Source organism: Roseivirga thermotolerans, assembly GCF_014653175.1.
Lineage (GTDB): Bacteria > Bacteroidota > Bacteroidia > Cytophagales > Cyclobacteriaceae > Roseivirga > Roseivirga thermotolerans.
In genome coordinates this window covers 28,449-48,581 of the sequence record NZ_BNAG01000005.1, presented here as the reverse complement: position 1 = coordinate 48,581, position 20,133 = coordinate 28,449, and the positions used below count along the sequence as shown (strand labels likewise).

Annotated in this window: 17 protein-coding genes; 10 read left to right on the top strand and 7 right to left on the bottom strand. The window is 43.5% G+C overall.

Going from position 1 to position 20,133, the window contains the following annotated elements; genetic code table 11:
- The 4 genes from IE164_RS17010 (at position 1) to IE164_RS16995 (ending at position 3,394) form a co-directional block, all read left to right on the top strand.
- Positions 1-834 (top strand): fimbrial biogenesis chaperone, encoded by an 834-nt coding sequence (locus IE164_RS17010; RefSeq protein ID WP_189631474.1) that lies wholly within the window; start codon positions 1-3, stop codon positions 832-834.
- Positions 835-988: 154 nt separating this feature from the next.
- Entirely contained in the window at positions 989-1,582 is a 594-nt protein-coding gene (locus tag IE164_RS17005) for a hypothetical protein (protein WP_189631473.1), read from the top strand.
- Between the two features lie 124 nt (positions 1,583-1,706).
- Positions 1,707-2,261: a hypothetical protein gene (locus IE164_RS17000; protein WP_189631472.1), complete on the top strand. Its 555-nt coding sequence runs from the start codon at positions 1,707-1,709 to the stop codon at positions 2,259-2,261.
- Positions 2,262-2,341: 80 nt separating this feature from the next.
- Entirely contained in the window at positions 2,342-3,394 is a 1,053-nt protein-coding gene (locus tag IE164_RS16995; RefSeq protein ID WP_189631471.1) for a M42 family metallopeptidase, read from the top strand.
- Positions 3,395-3,585: 191 nt separating this feature from the next.
- Here the strand turns inward: IE164_RS16995 and IE164_RS16990 are convergent, their stop codons facing one another.
- The 5 genes from IE164_RS16990 to IE164_RS16970 all read right to left on the bottom strand — a co-directional run bounded on the left by IE164_RS16990 (position 3,586) and on the right by IE164_RS16970 (position 8,608).
- Positions 3,586-4,416: a DUF3592 domain-containing protein gene (locus IE164_RS16990; RefSeq protein ID WP_189631470.1), complete on the bottom strand. Its 831-nt coding sequence runs from the start codon at positions 4,414-4,416 to the stop codon at positions 3,586-3,588.
- A 283-nt stretch (positions 4,417-4,699) separates the two neighbouring features.
- The gene (gene crcB, locus IE164_RS16985) at positions 4,700-5,077 is read right to left on the bottom strand and encodes a fluoride efflux transporter CrcB (RefSeq protein WP_189631469.1); all 378 of its coding nucleotides are present in this window, start codon (positions 5,075-5,077) and stop codon (positions 4,700-4,702) included.
- Positions 5,074-5,517 (bottom strand): hypothetical protein, encoded by a 444-nt coding sequence (locus tag IE164_RS16980; RefSeq protein WP_189631468.1) that lies wholly within the window; start codon positions 5,515-5,517, stop codon positions 5,074-5,076. Before IE164_RS16980 ends, crcB begins: the two co-directional genes overlap by 4 nt.
- On the bottom strand, positions 5,514-6,113 hold the full coding sequence (locus tag IE164_RS16975; protein WP_189631595.1) for an acyl carrier protein phosphodiesterase: 600 nt from the start codon (positions 6,111-6,113) through the stop codon (positions 5,514-5,516). The genes IE164_RS16980 and IE164_RS16975 overlap by 4 nt, the downstream gene beginning before the upstream one ends.
- 14 nt (positions 6,114-6,127) lie before the next feature.
- Positions 6,128-8,608 (bottom strand): DUF5916 domain-containing protein, encoded by a 2,481-nt coding sequence (locus IE164_RS16970; protein ID WP_189631467.1) that lies wholly within the window; start codon positions 8,606-8,608, stop codon positions 6,128-6,130.
- 305 nt (positions 8,609-8,913) lie between these two features.
- Between IE164_RS16970 and IE164_RS16965 the strand changes: the two genes are divergently transcribed.
- Both IE164_RS16965 and IE164_RS16960 read left to right on the top strand, forming a co-directional pair.
- Positions 8,914-9,603, top strand: coding sequence for a class I SAM-dependent methyltransferase (locus IE164_RS16965; protein WP_189631466.1), 690 nt, complete (start codon positions 8,914-8,916; stop codon positions 9,601-9,603).
- A 93-nt stretch (positions 9,604-9,696) separates the two neighbouring features.
- Positions 9,697-10,974, top strand: coding sequence for a metal-dependent hydrolase family protein (locus IE164_RS16960; protein WP_189631465.1), 1,278 nt, complete (start codon positions 9,697-9,699; stop codon positions 10,972-10,974).
- Positions 10,975-10,978: 4 nt separating this feature from the next.
- Here the strand turns inward: IE164_RS16960 and IE164_RS16955 are convergent, their stop codons facing one another.
- Together IE164_RS16955 and IE164_RS16950 are read right to left on the bottom strand one after the other, a co-directional pair.
- Complete coding sequence (locus tag IE164_RS16955) at positions 10,979-13,717, bottom strand: hypothetical protein (protein ID WP_189631464.1); 2,739 nt, start codon at positions 13,715-13,717, stop codon at positions 10,979-10,981.
- A 104-nt stretch (positions 13,718-13,821) separates the two neighbouring features.
- Positions 13,822-14,406, bottom strand: a complete 585-nt coding sequence (locus IE164_RS16950; protein WP_189631463.1) for a DUF4924 family protein — start codon at positions 14,404-14,406, stop codon at positions 13,822-13,824.
- A gap of 138 nt (positions 14,407-14,544) precedes the next feature.
- On the opposite strand from IE164_RS16950, the gene lepA reads away from it, so the two are divergent.
- The 4 genes from lepA to IE164_RS16930 all read left to right on the top strand — a co-directional run bounded on the left by lepA (position 14,545) and on the right by IE164_RS16930 (position 19,936).
- Entirely contained in the window at positions 14,545-16,332 is a 1,788-nt protein-coding gene (gene lepA, locus IE164_RS16945; protein ID WP_189631462.1) for a translation elongation factor 4, read from the top strand.
- Between the two features lie 107 nt (positions 16,333-16,439).
- The gene (gene folD, locus IE164_RS16940) at positions 16,440-17,315 is read left to right on the top strand and encodes a bifunctional methylenetetrahydrofolate dehydrogenase/methenyltetrahydrofolate cyclohydrolase FolD (RefSeq protein WP_189631461.1); all 876 of its coding nucleotides are present in this window, start codon (positions 16,440-16,442) and stop codon (positions 17,313-17,315) included.
- 138 nt (positions 17,316-17,453) lie between these two features.
- Positions 17,454-18,083: a 7-carboxy-7-deazaguanine synthase QueE gene (locus IE164_RS16935; RefSeq protein WP_229838745.1), complete on the top strand. Its 630-nt coding sequence runs from the start codon at positions 17,454-17,456 to the stop codon at positions 18,081-18,083.
- Positions 18,084-18,085: 2 nt separating this feature from the next.
- A complete protein-coding gene (locus IE164_RS16930) occupies positions 18,086-19,936 on the top strand; it encodes an OmpA family protein (RefSeq protein ID WP_189631460.1) in 1,851 nt (616 codons plus the stop codon).
- The last annotated feature ends 197 nt before the right edge of the window (positions 19,937-20,133 follow it).

Below are 20,133 nucleotides of genomic sequence, written 5' to 3'. Positions count from 1 at the left end.
ATGAGATCATTTTATCAACACAGTCGAACGCGGTGGGCAGCGCTGGTAGTAATGCTGCTTTGCCTTACATTTTTTGATGCTTTCGGTCAGAAAATCTCCACTTCTCCGACAAGGTTGAACTACAAGGTTAGCCCTGGTGGGTCATCAACAGGACTTATAACTGTGACCAACAATGCCGACCGTAGACAAACCTTTACTGTAGATTTTGGAGACTTTGATGCTTCACGTGCGGGTAAGAGTAAGTTCATGGAAAAAGGAACCTTGCCTCGCTCTTGTGCAGATTGGTTGAGCGCGACTCCCGCACTTTTTGAATTAGATCCGGGAGAATCGCAGCAAATCAGAGTAGTGATGGACGTGCCACAAGATTCCAGTGCATTGGTTGCACGATGGGCAGTGGCCTACATCCGGTTGAGTGAAGAAAAACAATCGACTCAGGAAAACAGCGATGGGCTAATCGTTAACCTAAACCAGGCCTATCGTTTTGGGGTGTACATTTTCCAAACTCCTCCAAATGCTGTTTTCGCTAAAGGAGAGTTGATCGACTTTACTCAGCAAGAAGACCAATTGGTGCTTCGACTAAGAAATGTGGGAGAGACTTTTCTCAAATGCAATTCTTATGCGGAGTTTACCAACCTGCAAACGGGTGAGATAACGCGCCTTAAACCACGCAACTTTACGGTACTACCCGCTAGCAATCGCGATGTCACATTTATTATTCCTAAAGATTATCCTCCGGGCAGGTATTCTGTTTTGGGTGTGTTGGATTATGGCAATAGGGATGAAGTGGCAGCCGCAGAAATTGAAATAGAAATTAAAGAAAAAAGTAAAGAATAGATGGGCACCCTCAAAGCTCTCACATGGCAGAACTCTACGGCTTCGCTTGCCGAAGCGGTAAAAAAAGTTGAGAAATTTTTGAGGAATATTTGTATATATGAATATAAGTCCATATATTCACATGTCTAAACTTTTAACCTAAACATTAATACTCATGAAAAGATTAGTAAACTTTAAGGCATTTGTCGTAGCGGCAGTTTTTGCCTTAGCTCTCGGAAACCAGGCAAATGCTCAGGTTTTACCAGACGACAATGAATTCGTGTATGTAGCTATGGACTTGCAAGGTGTTTTGGACCTTACGCTGGCTACAGACCCTAACGTAGAATTCACCTTTAATACCATTCCTAGCTACGTAAACGGTATCATCAAGCCAAACGTAACTGAACTTCGTGTTGAGTCTACTGTGCCTTGGGATCTTTACGTACAGGCCGAAACTGCTAACTGGTCTCAGTTGCAGGCATTCTCAAGCGCAGGTACTTCAACAATTCCTTCTACTTTGTTAGAGGTAAGAATTATAGATGGTGCCGGAAACTCTGCTTTGAACAACTTTACTTCTTTGACAGATACTCGCTTGGACATTGTAGGTACTGTAGCTGCCGGTGACGGTATTGCTGCTGGTTCTTACCTAACAACTCCTGATACTCACTTCTTCAGAGTAGACTACAGAATTATCCCTACTCTGACAGCACAATATCAGGCTGGTTACTATGGTTTGAACGTGATCTACACTTTGGCAGAAGACCTTTAAGAAATTAAGAAATACAGTTTTACTAAGACGTAGTAAATAAGTTAGTTCGATTTATGTTGATTGGTAAAAGGGGTAACAGTTCATGTTACCTCTTTTTGTATTACTTTATTCCATATTTTTGTATATGAGCAGAAGGGTAACCTTTCTGATTGTTTTTCACCTAATTGCCTCTTATTGTTTTGCCCAGACCCTGGACATTTCTATTACAAGAGGTACCGATATCGATTTTACCTTTAATACCATACGTCAATACACCAATGGTATTATTCGTCCCAACGCCACAGAGTTTAGAATTGAGTCTACTGCCGAGTGGGATTTGTATGTAGGCACCCAAACTACCACACCCGGTCAGTGGGATTTGCTCACCTCATACTCCAGTGCAGGTTCCTCTACAGTACCAGTCTCAATTTTAGAAATAAGGGCAGTTAGCCCGGGTGGAACTTCTCAGCAAAATACCTTCTTTCAGTTACAGGATGTATCTAACCCGGTTTACTTAATAGGTTCGGCAGCCGATGATGCTCGGGTAAACTCCGGAGTAGGCACCAATGCGCCTGGTGATGGCTCAAACGATCCTTTTACCCACCGTTTCCGAATTGACTATAAATTAACTCCCGGTATGGGATATAGACCGGGAGTTTACTCGCTCACCGTTGTGTTTACCCTGGCCGAAGACCTTTAGTGGTCTTTCTGTATTCTATTTTTCCTTCCTCTTTTATTCCCCTTTCTCAAGCTTTATATTCGACCAAAAATTAAATCGATATGTCTATTAACGTTGACCTACTAAAGCGAATTTGTGAAGTAGCTGGTGCTCCTGGGTTCGAAAAGCGCGTACGCGAGATGGTTATTGAAGAAGTGAAGAACCATGTAGACGAGTGGAGGGTAGATAATATGGGCAATGTAATCACGGTAAAAAAGGGTAAGAATAACCCGGAAGGAAAGAAAGCCATGGTAGCTGCCCATATGGATGAAATTGGCTTTATAGTTACTCATATCGATGACAATGGCTTTGTACGCTTTCATACGCTGGGGGGCTTCGATCCTAAAACACTAACTGCTCAGCGAGTGATTATTCATGGTCGGAAAGATGTGGTGGGGGTTATGGGAAGTAAGCCCATACATGTAATGAGTCAGGAAGAACGAGGTAAAGTGGCTAAAACTTCTGACTACTTTATTGACCTTGGAATGAAGAAAGAAGAGGTAGAAAAGTGGGTGGCTATAGGAGACCCCATTACCAGAGAGCGTGAACTAATTGAGATGGGCAACTGTGTAAACTGCAAGTCTATCGACAATCGGGTTTCGGTTTTTATTCTCATAGAAGCGCTGAAACAACTTCAAAACCATCCGTATGATGTTTATGGTGTGTTTACCGTTCAGGAAGAGGTTGGCTTGAGAGGTGCCAATGTTTCGGCACACACTATTAATCCCGATTTTGGCTTTGGTTTAGATACTACCATTGCCTACGATTTGCCGGGAGCCCAACCTCACGAAATGGTAACAAAGTTGGGAGAAGGGGTGGCCATTAAAATTATGGATGCTTCCACCATTTGCGATTATCGCATGGTAGATTTCATGAAGAAAACGGCCACATCGGCTCAAATTAAATGGCAACCTGAGGTGTTGACTGCGGGAGGTACCGATACGGCCGGAGTGCAGCGAATGGGTAAGGAAGGAGCTATTTCAGGCGCTATTTCCATTCCAACCAGACACTTGCATCAGGTGATTGAAATGGCCGACAAAGACGATATTCAAGGTGCTATTGATTTGCTAATTGCTTGTTTAGAGGGGTTGGATGGCTATGATTGGAGTCATTAGCCTCCATACACTCAAGGAGATTGTTTACAAGCATATTCAGATCATGTTGCCAGCTTGCCACAGTCCGATTAGGGGGATGTAATGATTGAGCGACCTGATTTTCTAGTTCCCTCTGGTAGAATGGTTCTGTATTCCCTGTCAAATAAGACTTACGAAGGTAGTTATTAGTCTCCTCTTCTTTGGTGGAGGCTTTATTCAAACTTAATGTTCCAACTATTTCGAAAAGCTTCCTGTTTTGGGACCACACATGAGTTTTTAGGGTTGCTATTCGAGACAAATATGGGGATTAAGTCACCTGGTTGGTTATTCACGAAGGACAAGTCGTCTGTTTTTGACTCACCTACCATTCTCTGGCCATTGATTTCATATTCGTAGAGCACAGAAACACTGTGGCCAATATTTGAAAACGGTAGACCTCTTTTTTGAATGGATGATATAAGTCTACCCTGCATCAAATTTCCATGTTTGTATAGCTTTATCTCTTTCAATAGGTGATACACATAGTACGCTAGGAATGGTGCTCCAACAACTAGAAAGGGGAATAGGATGAGTAAGAAGAGGCCTTTCTCTAAGTTGTAAGGCTTTAGCCCGAGTATTATACTACTTCCCTGATATAGTTTAATATCAATTTCGGTTCCTACTCCGAAGTCTTGAATTTTTCGATCTTCAAGAACACGGTATTTAGACACTCTGTCCTGTCCATTGTCATTGTAACTGTAGTGTATTATTGTTGGATGAACGCCATTAATTGATATATTATATTGAGTTTCAATATCAATGATTCGTGCAGTTTTGTCTACGCCTTTAGCGTGTATCAGGTCTAAGTCTACTTTCGGTACATCGTTATCAATAGAAGAAAATACAATCATCAAGATAATCACTACAAAACCCGGAATTAATATGGGTAGAATTCCCAAGACGGCTGATATTGGTCTCTTTTTTAGAATGTTGAGAACCGTAGAAAACCTCAAACTTCTCGATGCACTGCTCACGGAATAATCTTGACTTATTGATTTTGACAATAATATAAGTTTTAATCTTATCGATCGAGACGTGAAAGATAAAAATAGTCAGCTTGGTATGGCTGTATCAAGATCTATTCCTCTATGCTGACCTAATTGACCCAGGATTTTTTGAGTTCATGATTTCCCATAAAAGAATAGAGCATTCCTTTGTAAGGAAACATTCTTGAGCAGCTGAAATTTCTTAATTCATCTTAGCATATGTTTTCTGAAATGCAGAACCTGTTACTTCTAAGGTCTTTTCAAGCTCTATATAGCCGAAAAGATAAGTCTAAGGGTGCAATTAGGATATCTTCCCCAGCTTATACCCTAAATAGGCTAGAGTCATGCCCACCACCACACTTAACCCAACATATAGAATAGCCTGAAGAGGTTTTTCTCCTAGCATAAGCTCATTGCTTTGCATAGCAAAAGTAGAGAAGGTAGTGAAACCACCGCAAAAGCCGGAAATGAGTAGCAGATTGGTGTCTTCGGAAAGGTACTTTTCACTTTGTGCCCAGCCCATAAACAGGCCAATAAGAAAACTGCCCACTATATTAACCACAAAGGTGCCGTATGGAGCAAAGCCTTCTAGCTGCTTGTGCAATCCTTCTTGAATAAAGTAGCGCAAGGCACTGCCTACTCCACCACCTAAGGCCACTAAGAGCAGGTTTTTAATCATTCTTTCACTTCTTTTTTGGGAGCTTTTTTCTTCACGTATTTATATACCTTGTCATAGTCGCTATTTTCCTGGTTTGTAATTTTTACAAACCCTTTGTTCAAAAAAACCAGCTTTAGCTCTCTAAATTCAGTTTTATTCGTTTCAATAATAGTTTCTTGCCAGGCACCAAGGTCTTTGATGGGCTGAACCGTTTTAAAGAAGCGAAAGGGGTAATAAATATGCACCAGATCGTGGCTTATTTTAATGACCTTATAATTGAATAGCAGCTTGTATATAAGAATGGAGGTACACAACAACAATATACCCAGTACTATATATCTCCACACGCCATCGGGTTCGGCTAATACTTGGCGCATAAAATAGAGCGACCCAAAACCGCAGATAAGGGTGGACACTCCCAGGGCAAAAATGGTGTTCCTTTTAGGACGGGAAACGATCATAGCTTCGAATTAATCAAATCTTGCCTGAATTGGGAAATGTGCTCCCTTATTTCAGCAAAGAATTCACGAAATTCTGTTTCAAAAACGGAGTAGTGCTCCGTAAGGTCCTGGATGGCAAGCTCAAGTTTCGAGTTGAATTTGGTTCTACGGGAAAGGCCGGTGAGCGACCTGTGTAAACCTTCTTTGCGGGCATAATTGGTCAGCCAATCGCCTTTGATCATGTAGGGTAGCATGTGTTGGCCGCGTGGAGGAATGAACTCGTAGTTGGCCTGAAGAAGCTCGTATTTTTCCTGAGCAAAGGCCCATAGTGGTTGGCTAGAGTATTCATTGAAGTTTTTGGCCAGAAAATGGTCATAATACATGTCCACGATCACTCCTGCATAATGCCTATACTTTAGCCGGAGTTTATCCTTGCTAAGACCAACGATTGGATGGTGGTCTGTGTAGTGGTCTATTTCGCGGTGCAGTATCACGCCCTTTGCCACCATCTCCGGCAAATGGCCCAATTGGCTTCCTTTCACAAAGTCACCCATAAAGTTGCCAACAGTTAACTGTGCGTTGGGGCCTGAAAGATAGAGGTGCGCTAAAAAGTTAATAGGTTTTACGTTTGTTAAGACTTTCTGAAAATATTCTTGATTTTAAGATAGTCAACAAAATACACCATACGAATAGTTATTGTGTCAAAGTTGGGCGCGGAAAGCGTATTGCCAAAGTTATCGAAGAAGTCGAGCTGAGTATTCAGGTCGTCTGTACCAATAGATCGTTTCCAGATTACCCGCACTTCACTACCTGGCAAAAACTGCCAGTTGTACTCCATGTCTATGTTAAACTGGTTGAAGTTGCGGTTGTGGAGTGGTTCTCCTGTAGTAGAGTCGGTTCCGGTATAATCAATGTCTTGCAGTCTATCGTCTTCTGTAAGTTCAAGGAAATCGTTGTACTCAACCCGGCTCCAGTAGTGTCTCATTCTAAAGGTGATTCCCATGCGATTGGTAAAGATGTAGCTGGAGGATAGTGTATTGGTGAGGTTTCTCACATTTCTAATTCCAAATACCACATGCTCCAGTGCTCCGCTGTTGTCATAGATTCTTCTCACATAGCCTCTTTCATTTTCACGGAACGAATAGTCTACATTGTGGTTAATTTCTACTCTCGTACCCATTCGCAGGCGAGCGCCAATATTGGCAGAATTGTCTACCTGATCCCAGTCGGGTCGTTTCCAAAACCTTAAACGTCCGGAGAGTCGAAAGTTTTTTCGGCTATCGGTGTTTAGGCGGGCTCCAAAAGAGTAGCTTTCCGGCCGCTTGAAAATGTAGCCCGGTACACGAGCTTCAAAGTAGTCGTTGCTCTCTACCGGGTTGGTATTGGCATCTACAGAGAAACCCCAAAAGTTTCTAAAACTACCTCCAAAGTTTGCACTTACCTGAAATTCTGAGAACATGTTGGGGTTGTACAGTTTGTTGTGTTCGAGACGAACTCCGTAGCGATAGTCGTTGAATATGCCTTTGGGTTCAAACTGTAAATAGGAGAGGTTTAGCTCATGGTCTATTCGGTTGGCTCTTCTTAAAAAGCCCAGGTCGTTAATGTCGTAGTCGTCTGTTTCTACATTTCTGTTAACACCAAATTGAAAATTGCCACGGGTTTTAGAAAAGCCTATGTTGTATTTATACCCGGTCTTTCTGTCAATGTTGTTGTTTTCGATATTATGCGATGCAATCTGGCTATAGGCATAAAAACCCCGAACACGCCAGGTGAGCGATTCGTCATTGAGGTTGAAATTTAAGCCCGTTACGTTGGCATCGTCAGCATTTTTTCCTCGCAGAACGTTGGTGTTGGTTAGTGTAAGGCTGGAGTTGTTTTTAAGGTTTTGATCCAGTACAATTACATTAAAGTTTGTGAGCGGATCGGCTTCTATCTCCCGAACAGCTCCCGTTTCAGTATCCTGAACAGTAATGAAGGTGCGCTCGGTTAAGGCATTAAAGAAGCCAATGCCAAGACCGCTGTTGGTTCTTCCTGTAATTTTAGAGGCATTGATAAGCTGAGCGGCCTGCGGTCTTACTATTATAGTTTCATTGTCGTTCAATTCTTCGGTAAGGTTGCCAAATGTGCTACCAATTCTTCTGGAATAGAAAAGACCCGCTTTGTTAAATAGCTCCACACCTTCAGTGAAAAACTGGCGGTTTTCATCGAACCGAACTTCGAAGGGCGAGAGGTTGAGCACCTGATTATCTGACCGCACTCCACTAAAATCGGGAATTAGAGTTGCATCCAGGGTAAAGGCATCGTTTATACCATACTTAATGTCCATTCCCCCATTGAATTGAGGCTCTACAAAGCCAGTAGCCGTAGAGCGGCTTACTACTGTAGACACATAAGGGTAAAAGAACAACCTGGTGGGTGTTTCTATGTTTCTAAGGTTTTTTACCACTCCGGCCTGGTTTAGAAAACCATCAATTTGAGGATCAATAGGGTTCCAGAACGAGTCTTCATTGAGAGCGGTAGATTTTCTGAAGAAGTTAATACCCCACTCCTGCACCTCTCTGGAATTAAAGCGAAGTACAGCATAAGGAATCTTAAACTCGGCCGTCCAGTGATCGTCATTTATTTTGGTGTCCGACAACCATACTGCATTCCAGTCGTTGTCGTTGCGCCATATTCTTTCATTACCACCATTAGAATAAAGGGCATCGTACTGAACGCCCGCCACGGTTACAAATAGACCTACTCCATTGAGACCGGCCTTAAAAGGGTCTATAGCAACGCCAAAGTAGTCGGAGTTGCCTATGTTATCACGGTTAGTGAGTATATTGAAAACCTGATCCCGATCTTCATAAATCTTTGCCGCTATATAAACAGCTTCGTCATCATACATTAGCCGTACTTCTGTTTTGCGCTGAGAGGGAGCTCCCGGGTTTGGTCTGCGTTGTACAAAGTCTGTAAGCACAGGAGCCTCCTGCCAGGAAGCTTCATCGAACACCCCATCTATTTTTATCTTTTCGGTAGTACGAACAGCATTGAAGGATTTTGGTTGAACTTGCGCAACACCAAAATTTAGCGAAGTGAGTAGTAGCAGTAAAAGAATCGACCTTTTCATGTCTGGCAATAGCATTCCAATGTATGAACATGTAAAAGTCGCGATTGTTAATTGGGGGCTATATCAGAATTATCCAAATCGGTCTATTTTGGGTTTGAATGGTTACCGCTCATGTAACTATCTGTTCTACTGATATTTATTGAATTTTTTACTTTCTCCCCATGGCATTTTTTCCGTAAGGTTATGTTTGTGAATGCGGGTTTTCTGTTCGGTTATTCTTGCTAATTACCGAAGAAAGTTCGGTAGTGCATTGTGGTAAGGGGTTGCAGGGTACAACGATATTTTGGCTAAGTTTGCCGGAGCACATGAAAACACCTTACGATAGCGCCCTGAGCGATTTTTTCTCTGGTAACGAAGAGCATAAACTACTTCTTCACAACACTTATGGTCCGGCCGAAGAAATGCCATTGTGGTATTTTTTCAGGAGTTATGAAGAAATGCCTGATCTGGAAAAAATGGCCCTCTCCGTGTGCGAAGGTCGTGTGCTCGATGTAGGTGCAGGCACAGGTTGCCATGCCCTGGTGTTGCAACATTGGGGGCATGAGGTTGTGGCCCTTGATACCTCGCAAGAGGCTATGCGCATTGCAAAGGAATCAGGTATAGAAAATGCTGTGTGTCACGATTTTTTCAGCTATACAGCGGCTCCTTTCGATACACTTTTGTGTCTTATGAATGGCATTGGTTTTATAGGCAGGCTTAGCAGTCTTCGGGTTTTTCTCAAAAAGGCTTCAGAGTTATTGGGTGAAGAAGGGCAAATTATTGTGGACTCGAGCGATATTTCTTACCTCTACGAGGCTAGTGTCAAGCCTTTAGACTCCTACTATGGTGAAGTAAGCTTTCAGTATGAATACAGAGGCAAGAGGGGCGACTGGTTCGATTGGGTATATATTGATGCGGATACCCTGACTGTGGAGGCTGATGCGCTTGGCTGGCACACCTACATTCTACACGAAGAAAACGATCAGTATCTCGCCAGACTCATTCGAAAGAAATAGAGTCGTTTTTCGAAAAAAAATGCCATCAATAGATAGTTGCTTGCGACAAGCTTCAAATTCCTATATTTAGTTTTCTGAATAAATCTATAGGCAATGAATCGGTTAATAGTACTTGTTATCATCAGTTTATTTTATACTCAGGCATGGGCGCAACGCCAGCTAATTTATTGCGGGCAGTTGATTGATGTTGAGTTGGGCAGGGTGCAAAAAAACATGACCCTTGTAGTGGAAGGCGATAAAATTGTGGCCATCAACTCCGGCTTTTCCGCGCCTGGAAAAGACGACCGGGTGATCGATTTAAAAGGTAAGACAGTAATGCCTGGACTTATGGATATGCATGTGCACATTGAAAGTCAGAGCAGTCCGAATTCGCAAGTACAACGCTATACGCTCAATCCGGCAGATATAGCCTATGATGCTCAGGTATATGCCGAACGCACTTTAATGGCCGGTTTTACTACTGTTAGAGATCTTGGAGGAACCGGAGTCAATGTATCGCTTCGCAATGCCATTAATGCAGGAAAGGTGTTAGGTCCCCGCATTTATACTGCAGAAAAGACCATTGCAACCACAGGAGGTCATGGCGACCCTACTAATGGGGGAAAGGCTGAGTTAATGGGAGACCCGGGTCCCAAGGAAGGTGTGGTAAATAGTTATGATGAGGCCAGAAAGGCTATTAGGCAGCGGTATAAGAATGGAGCCGATGTAATTAAAATTACGGCTACCGGAGGGGTGCTTTCGGTTGCCAAGGATGGTCAGGGGCCTCAATTTCAAATGGATGAACTTAAGGGGATTGTGCAGACAGCCCGTGAATACGGTTTTGTGACGGCTGCCCATGCTCATGGCGATGAGGGAATGTACAGGGCTGTTGAGGCAGGTATTAATTCAATTGAACATGGCACTTTTATGAGTGAAAGAACCATGGATCTGATGATTGAAAAAGGCACCTATTATGTGCCTACCATTTCGGCCGGAAAGTTTGTGGTAGAGAAGGCACAGATACCGGGTTATTTTCCTCCGGTAGTAGTGCCTAAGGCTTTGGAGGTAGGCCCTCAAATACAAGACACATTTGCCAAAGCTTACCGAAAGGGAGTTAAGATTGCGTTTGGAACCGATGCGGGTGTTTTTCCTCATGGAGAGAATGGAAAGGAGTTTGTATATATGGTGGAAGCGGGGATGAGCCCCATGGAGACTATCCAGTCGGCCACAAAGACAGCCGCAGAACTGTTGCGTATTTATGATACGGTAGGCTCCCTTTCGGTTGGGAAACTGGCCGATATAGTGGCTGTGGAGGGAGATCCTATAAAAGATATCTCAGTCATGACTCGCGTGAGCTTTGTGATGAAAGGTGGGCAAATAGTTAAGCAATAGATCTTTACTGGTTGCTTTCAATAACCTGATAGTTTATACTGGAATAACCCAGACGGCTGTAGGCTCCAATGCCTTCTACCGTAACTTGAATTGGATTGGGCCTATCGGCATTGTAAAACGTTATTTTGGCCTGACCGTTTTCGTTCGTTACCACGTTGGCATTCCAATATATGGTTGTTCTTAAGTCCGGCACAGGGTCGTTTTTTTGCTCATCGGTTTCGTATAGGGGTGAGTAAAATTCTTTGGTGTAATTGCGGTGCACCGGATGAACTATTCGATCGTTAATAGCAGGCTTAGGAATTACCACTCCGTTCTTAGTTCTCAGAATTACCTCCGGAAAGTTGAGCTCGTTGGGCTTTCCATCGTCTCCATGACCTAAAATCAAAGATGAGGGTGCAGGATAGCTTACTGATATAGACTCCAGGTTGCTCCAGTCAATGGTGTAGAGAGTTTCATAGGCTCCGCCACGGGGTACTTCAACTTGACCTCTTCCCATGGGTTCTCTTACTGTGCGTTTGCCAACAGCTTGCATGCCGCGAGGGTCACAGTTTACCTTTATAGAAAATACATGTGGCCATTTTTTGCTTTTCAAAACATCGTTGATGGGAATTCTTGATCCTGAAAAGGGGTCGGAGTAATCGAGGTTTAATTTGGTGGCACCAATACCTTCTACTTCGTTGCTTACTTGTTTTATTAACTCAATTATATCGTTATCCGATAAATCTAGTTCTTCAATGGTTTTGGTTTTCCAGGGAAACTGAGTGTGAAAATCCTCTACATTACAGCTCCCTCGAGGTATGACAGTGCTGGACTTTACTTTGAAAGTACTCAGTAGAGTAGAATTATTGAATCGGCTCTTTGCCACCTTAAATTGTAGTTTATATATCTCAAGAGGGGCATACGAGTTTTTCTCATGCCCTATTCCTCTAATGAGAGAACCTATTAATGCTTTACGTCTTTCCGTGTCTGAAACCAATTGTACTTTTCTCTTCCCTTTCTCTTGCCCGGCCAGAAATAGTAAGACAGAGTCTCCCTTACTTTTGAAAAAAGATGACTCAACAATGAAGCGTCCGTTCTCTCCTGAGCGCACAGTGTCAGGTTTTTCAGAGTATTTGGTAGCAATAAGTATTTCTACACCGGTAATGGGGTTGTTACCAATAAAGGATAGGCTCTGGCCAACAATGGCTTCGGGATCTTTATAACGGCTTGGACTGTATTTTCGCCAGCCGTGAGTGAGCATTACCAGGTCGAGTCCTTCTAAGGCCCCGGGTTGGCCAGAAAAGTAGAAATTAGGAGTAGGAATTTTTCCTCTTAACTCGGCCGTAAGCAACAGTTGCGAAAGCAAATGAGGCTGTTGATTGTTAGGGGCTTTAGAGAACTCCTGATCGGTTACGGCCAAGGCAAAATTTCCTTTTACCGGAGCACCTGTTTCGTCTTTGACAGTAAGTGTCAACTCTACTTTTTGGCGAGGAGAATAATCTTTTTTGTCCAGTTGAAGGTCTATGTTCAGTTTTCGTTCGGCATTAACAAATATGAGTCGCTCTGCAACGAGTTCAAGTGTTTTGCTCTGCACAGTAACCTTATAAATGCCTGCAATTAAATTTTGTTCAGGTACTCTCCAGGCCAAGTTCTCTTGCAAGGTAAAGTCTAGGTGCATAATAGTATCGGTCTGATTGCTCAGCGTAAGAAAGCCTTTCGTATTCATTAGGTTTTGGCTGGGTTTTATTGCTAAAACTCTATCATTGTTCTGGCGCTTGAGGTGTAGTGCAATACCGGTTAAATGGCTCTCTGGTAAATAGTAGATTTCTTCTGGCTGAGGGGAGTTAGCTATGACCACTGAATATTCTTTGTGGAGTTCTGGCATGAGTTCAAAACTTCCCATGCCCGCGTGGGTGCTCTTGAGAGTATCCAGTATTGTGCCTGTTTCATCTTTCAGATATCCTTCGAAATCGAAAGGGCGGCCTCTTCGATCAATAGCTTTAAAAGCAATGTGGTTTATGGTATTGGCAATTAGGTGCCCACCTTCCGGAAAGAACTGTAAGTCTATCTTTTCTTCCTGCTCTGCCGGAAGAGGAACATAAAGATGAATGGGTTTGCTTAGTGATGCTTCATCGACCTGAATCCATAGGTGAGAGGGAGTTGGTATAGATTTTTTGGAAGAACCGAGAAACACCCTTGCTGCCCCTGTAGTATCCGTCTTTATTTTTCCACTTTCAACGGTCACTCCGTTGGCCAAAGCTCTGTAGGTAAGGTTAAGCTGAGCAACCGGTTTGTCATTGTCAATTCGGGCATAAACATCCACAGGGTTGGCGGCATCTTTACTAAACCTGCTGTATCTGGGAAAGGCCAGTAACTTGTACGCATCGGGCTCAATACTTCTTACAAAAACCGACTTTGAAAAATACAGGGACGAGTCTGAACCAACCATTTGCCCCGAAACACCCATAAGCGTATAAAGTCCCTCTTCGGCCGGGGCAATTAGGTAACCGTCTGACATGCCATTGTAAACCGGCCAGCTTGTATCGGCTTTTTTATTGCCCAAACTATCGGCTAGCAGTACATGGTAGGCCAAGCTGCGGTCAGATAATTGGTTGTCTATACCCACTACAAAGGTTTTAAACCAAATGGTGTCTTCGGGGGCATAGATATTCTTATCGGTGCTTATGTAGCTCTTTTCAATGGTTTGAGCGCTCAAAGGCCATAGGGCAAATAGGAATAGAGCCAGTGTATGTATGTGCTTCATGCTCATTGTGTGGCTTGAGTAACTGGTTGAGGTCAATATCGCAACCATAAGTTACAAAATAAAACAATGAGAAGATGAAGTATGTATAATCGAATACTGTTACGCTAGCTCGAAGACTGATTCTTTTTATAAAAGTGGGAGAGCAGGGAAAGTATGTTTCCGAAGTGTTCAATCTGAGCCATAGTGTCGTCCGGGATATGGCGGCCGTTCATGCGGGCAATTAATAGCCCAAGAACCCCGTTGAGGCAAACCTGAACAGGGTTTGAGATTAGCCCTTCAGAAGCTTCAATGTTTTCGCGGATAGCCGGGCGCGCTGCATTGAATACTGCACGGTAATCTTCATTTTCTGACAGTAACCTAATACTAAGCTCAGACAGTTGTTCTACAATCTGTTGCACTTCTGCCAGGTGACCTTCTTTTTCTAGCTTCTCCTTCTTCATTTGAGCAATTACCTCAGCATACCAGTCAATGGCCTCTTCTCGCTGGGCTTCAGTCATCTTTTCATCGGGGATATTTCCAAAAACATGAATTTTTATTTTCTCAAGATCGAAATCAAAGTTTCGAATGAGCATCTCGGTCTGGTACATGTAAATGATGTATTCCGAAATGTTTTCCTGTTTTTTCTTGTCGGCCAAAAGCATGCGGCAAAAGTAGCCAATATGGCCGTGATGCCGAATATATTTCATCATCTTCTGGGGCGTAGCGGCCCAAAACAAATGGGCACATGCCGCTTAAGTGGCAGCCTGAGCAGTCATTCTAAAATGAGTGGTAGTCAGAATCTTAAAATGCATCAACTTTTTCTATTTTTGCGGTTCGTTTAGAGGTATATGAAGAGAATTCGGAATTTCTGCATCATTGCGCACATCGACCATGGCAAGAGCACCCTGGCCGATAGGTTGTTGCAGTACACAGGTACTGTGTCGGAAAGGGAGATGCAAAATCAACTGTTGGATGATATGGATTTGGAGCGCGAGCGAGGTATTACCATTAAATCGCACGCCATTCAGATGAACTATAACTACAAGGGTGAAGAGTATGTTCTTAACTTAATTGATACTCCCGGCCACGTTGATTTTTCTTATGAAGTGTCGCGCTCCATTGCTGCCTGTGAAGGAGCACTGCTTATTGTGGATGCCTCGCAGGGTGTAGAAGCACAAACCATTTCTAATCTGTATCTGGCCCTGGAGCATGATCTGGAGATTATTCCTGTGTTGAATAAAATTGATTTGCCGGGAGCCATGCCCGAAGAAATGACCGATCAGGTTGTTGAATTACTCGGTTGTGCGAGAGAAGATGTAATTCTGGCTAGCGGTAAAGAGGGGATTGGTGTAGATAAAATCCTGGAGGCCATAGTAGAAAAAATTCCGGCACCCACCGGAGATCCTGACGAACCCCTTCAGGCCATGATTTTCGATTCAGTCTTCAACTCTTTCAGAGGAATTGAAGTAATCTTCCGCGTTTTCAACGGAACTATAAGAAAGGGAGATAAGGTAAAGTTTGTGAATACGGGCAAGGTATACGATGCCGATGAAATTGGTATTCTCAAATTAAAACAGTCTCCACAGCAAGAAATTAAGGCAGGTAATGTAGGTTACCTCATTTCCGGTATTAAAGTGGCCAAGGAGGTAAAAGTGGGTGATACCATTACCCATGTCGATAGGCCTACTCAGAAAATGGTAAAGGGTTTTGAAGATGTGAAACCCATGGTTTTTGCCGGAATTTATCCGGTCGACACACAAGACTTTGAAGAACTGAGGGCTTCTATGGAGAAACTTCAGTTAAATGACGCCTCGTTGGTATGGGAGCCTGAAACTTCGGCAGCACTAGGTTTTGGTTTCCGATGTGGTTTTCTGGGAATGCTGCACTTAGAAATTGTGCAGGAGCGATTGGAGCGGGAGTTTGACATGACGGTGATTACAACCGTTCCGTCTGTTCAGTTTCATGCCATAATGGGCGATGGCACGGTGAAGAAAATCAATGCACCCTCCGAAATGCCCGAGGCCAATAAGATGTCTCACATGGAAGAGCCGATTATCCGTGCTCAAATTATTTCCAAGTCTGAGTATGTGGGAGGCATCATGGGGCTGTGCATGGAAAAGCGTGGTATCATTAAAAACCAGGTTTACCTTACCTCAGACAGAGTAGAGCTAACCTTTGAAATGCCTCTGGCCGAGATAGTTTTCGATTTCTTCGACAAACTCAAAACCATTTCCAGAGGCTACGCTTCATTAGACTATGAGTTGATAGGCTTCAGACAGTCCAACCTGGTAAAGCTGGACATCCAGCTCAATGGAGACAAAGTAGATGCGCTTTCGGCTATAGTGCACAGAGACAAAGCCTATGAGTGGGGAAAAAGGCTCTGCGAAAAACTAAAGGATCTTATTCCACGGCAGATGTTTGAAATTGCGGTACAGGCATCGATTGGTACAAAAGTAATAGCCAGAGAAACTGTAAAAGCCATGCGTAAAAACGTGTTGGCCAAGTGTTACGGAGGAGACATTACGCGTAAGCGTAAATTGCTTGAAAAGCAGAAAAAAGGAAAGAAAAGAATGCGTCAGGTAGGTAATGTGGAGATTCCGCAAGAGGCCTTCATGGCGGTTCTGAAGTTGGATTAAAAAGCGTAAGTAAGTCAGCTATCCGTTGAATGAAATTCGTTCAAGCCGATATTAATGATTTGAAGAAGTAAACCGAGCACTGTGCACCAAACACCAAAAAACTTAAAATGAAGTTACTCGATGGAAAAGCCACAGCTCAGCAAATAAAAGATGAGCTGACCGAAAAAGTAAATGAAATAAAAGCAAAAGGAGCAAAAGTGCCTCATTTAGCGGCCGTATTGGTTGGTGAAGATGGTGCCAGCAAAACCTATGTAAACGCCAAGGTAAAAGCCTGTGAGGCTATCGGCTTTGGTTCTACCCTTTTTCATTTGCCGGAAGAAACCTCTGAAGAAGAGGTGCTGGCCACGGTAGACCGACTGAACAAAGACCCTGAAATTGACGGGTTTATTGTTCAGGTACCTTTGCCAAAGCAAATCGATGAACAGAAAGTTGTAGAGGCTATTTTGCCAGAAAAAGATGTAGACGGATTCCATCCGACCAATTTGGGTAAAATGCTGTTGGATCTGCCCACACTTTTACCCGCTACGCCTAAGGGAATGATGCTTCTTTTGGAGAGAAACGGTATTGAAACCAGTGGCAAACATTGTGTAGTGATTGGGAGAAGCCACACCGTTGGTACGCCCATAAGTGTATTGATGAGTCGCAATTCTAAGCCCGGAAATGCTACGGTTACCTTGTGTCATAGCCGAACCAAGAACTTGGCGGAGGTAACCCGACAGGCCGATATCCTTATTGTAGCAATTGGCAGGGAAGGTTTCGTTACTGAAGATATGGTGAAGGAAGGAGCTATTGTCATCGATGTGGGTATACATCGAGTGCCCTCCGATAAGACTAAGTCAGGCTTCAAGCTCAAGGGAGACGTTCGGTTCGATGAAGTAGCACCAAAGTGTAGTTACATTACCCCTGTTCCGGGAGGTGTAGGGCCGATGACCATCGCTTCACTGCTTTGGAATACCTATTTGGCCAGTCAGAAATTAGTATAACTGAAATCCAACACTGTCGTCAGTCCCTTGCTGTGGGAATATCTTCCATGAATAGCAGTTGGCTGATCGGGTTGGGAATGACGTTTTAAAGAGATTCAATAGTAAAGCAGTTTCAACACCTGCTATAAAAAATTGTCTATGAAAGAAAGTAAACAAACAGCCGAACTCCACGGCAAGCTTCCTGTAATGGAAGCATTTTACACCATCCAGGGCGAAGGTCATTTTACAGGAAACCCAGCCTATTTTGTTCGGTTGGGAGGATGCGATGTTGGCTGCGTTTGGTGCGATGTAAAGGATAGCTGGGATGCATTGCGCTGGCCCCTTCATTCCATCGATGAGATTGTTGGCGGTGCAAAAAAATACAAAGGGAAGCTTGTTGTAGTTACCGGAGGGGAACCCCTCATGTACAACCTTAACGCATTGACCGATAGGTTACGGGCAGAAGGGTACCATACAAACATTGAAACCTCAGGAGCTCATTCACTCAGCGGAACATGGGATTGGCTCTGCTTCTCGCCCAAAAAGTTTATGCAACCCAAAGAAGAGTTCTATGCCGCAGCCGATGAGCTTAAGGTAGTGGTGTACAACAAAAGTGACTTTAAGTGGGCGGAAGAGCACGCTGCCAAGGTTAGACCGGAGTGTTTACTTTATCTACAACCCGAATGGGACAAGTCAGACAAGATGCTTCCGCAAATAATTGATTACGTAAAAGACAACCCTCGCTGGAAAATTTCGCTACAAACACATAAGTTTATGCATATTCCTTAGCGTTGAAAAAAGCCGTTATTATTTCATTTCTGTTATGCTCCACTTTGTGTTGGGGGCAAATCGACTACCACACCAAGAAAAAAAAACTCGTTGAACAGTACCAACAGGCCGAAGAACTGGTTCGTATAGGTAACCTTTTTAAATCGGCAGAAATTCTGAACGAGGTACTCAACAAGGATCCTGGTTTTGATGAAGCGATCGTATTGCTGCATGAGGTTTTACTGAAGAGAGATGAGCCTCAAAGGGCGGTGGCACTTATTGCTGCCAAACGAGAGGAACTAGAAGCACCCTACCTTAATAGACTTTTGCTGTTTCAGGCCAATTATGCCTATCAATTGGGAGAATATACCCAGGCACAGCAATATATAACACAGTTGGGTCATGAAGTATATGGAGTTGGGGCTGAGCAGGTTGAGTTTCTTAAAACATCTATACAGTTTTCCCTAGAGCAAGTGGCAGACCCAATGCCGCTCACTTTCGAAGAGCTTCCTCATCCCATTAATGCCTTCGAACAGCAGTATTTTCCATCCATTACCAGACAGGGGCAATTGGTTTTTACTACTCGTGACAATAATGGGCGAGGGGACGAAAATATATTCTTTAGCCAGTTGACCGAAAGAGGCTGGGCCAAACCCGCAAACATATCAGATCAGATAAATACAGACAGGAACGAGGGTACAGCATCTATTTCTGCCGATGGCAGAACATTGGTGTTCACCAGTTGTAACAGGCCTGACAATATTGGTAGCTGCGACTTATACGTTTCGTACAAACAAGGGCAGCAATGGTCAGCGCCAGAATTGTTAAATGAACGCGTAAACAGCCCTGAGTGGGATTCTCAACCCTCGCTTACAGTCGATGGAGCAACCCTCTACTTTGTGAGTCTTCGCCCGGGAGGAATGGGTAAACAAGATATTTGGATGAGTAGAAAGGAAGATGGAGAGTGGCAGCAGGCTGTTAATTTAGGAGAAGATGTCAACACTCCGGAAGACGACTGTTCACCATTTATCTACCTCGATGGACAAACACTTATATTCTCCACCAAGGGGAGGGTAGGACTTGGAGGATACGATTTATTTAAAACGTTGAGGCTGGCCGATGCAAAATGGAGTGTACCGGAGAACCTGGGGTACCCCATCAACGATGCCTTTGATCAGGTTGGCTACTGTGTATCGGCCGACTTATGGGCCTATTTTAGTGCAAGCGATGCCAGCGGTAGTTTGAGGCTGAAGCGATTCAAAATTCCTGAAAATGTGCTGCCCCAAGTAGAGACGCCAAGGGTGTTTGGTCGGGTAATTGATGCAAGAGATGAACGTCCATTACAAGCCAAAGTAGAGCTTCTCAATAACTCGGGCCTGATTGAGCTAGAAACCGAAGGTGGGGTGTTTGAATTGCAAAAGGCCAACCAGGTGAAAGCGAAAAAAACCGGTTATCGAACCAAACTGGTGGAATGGTCTGAGTTCATTACAGACTCCACCATTCGAATGGAACCCTTCGCAGTAGGTCAGGCGCTGCTCAACGAACCCATACTCTTCGACTTCGATAGTTTTGAGTTAAAGCCAAGTGTAAGTTCTCAATTGATGAGCGTTCTGGAACTGCTCAAAGCTCATCCGGAATTAGATATAGAAGTGCAGGGCCATACAGACAGTATAGGAGGGCAGGCCTATAATCAACAGCTTTCTGAAAAACGGGCATTGGCTGTAGCCGCCTGGTTGCAAGCCCATGGCATTGGCCATAATAGAGTTTTCATTTCTTCATTTGGAAAAAAACGCCCAATTAGCCCGGAAGTAGACCCTCAAAGCCAGCAAAACAACCGTAGGGTAGAAATTATTATACGAACGGTTAGAAAATAAACCGCCTGATTACCAAGTGTTTATTTGTGTATGTACATTTAAAAAGCTTTCTCTTAGCCTGATAATATTGTTTTGTCTACTTAAAGTTATAAATTCGCCAATTGAACATTTGGGGATGAGTATTTTTATCCATAAAACCCTAGTGGCTTTAGGGTAAGTTCTTTCTCAGTTGTTCGTAACTGTATAGGATTAATTCA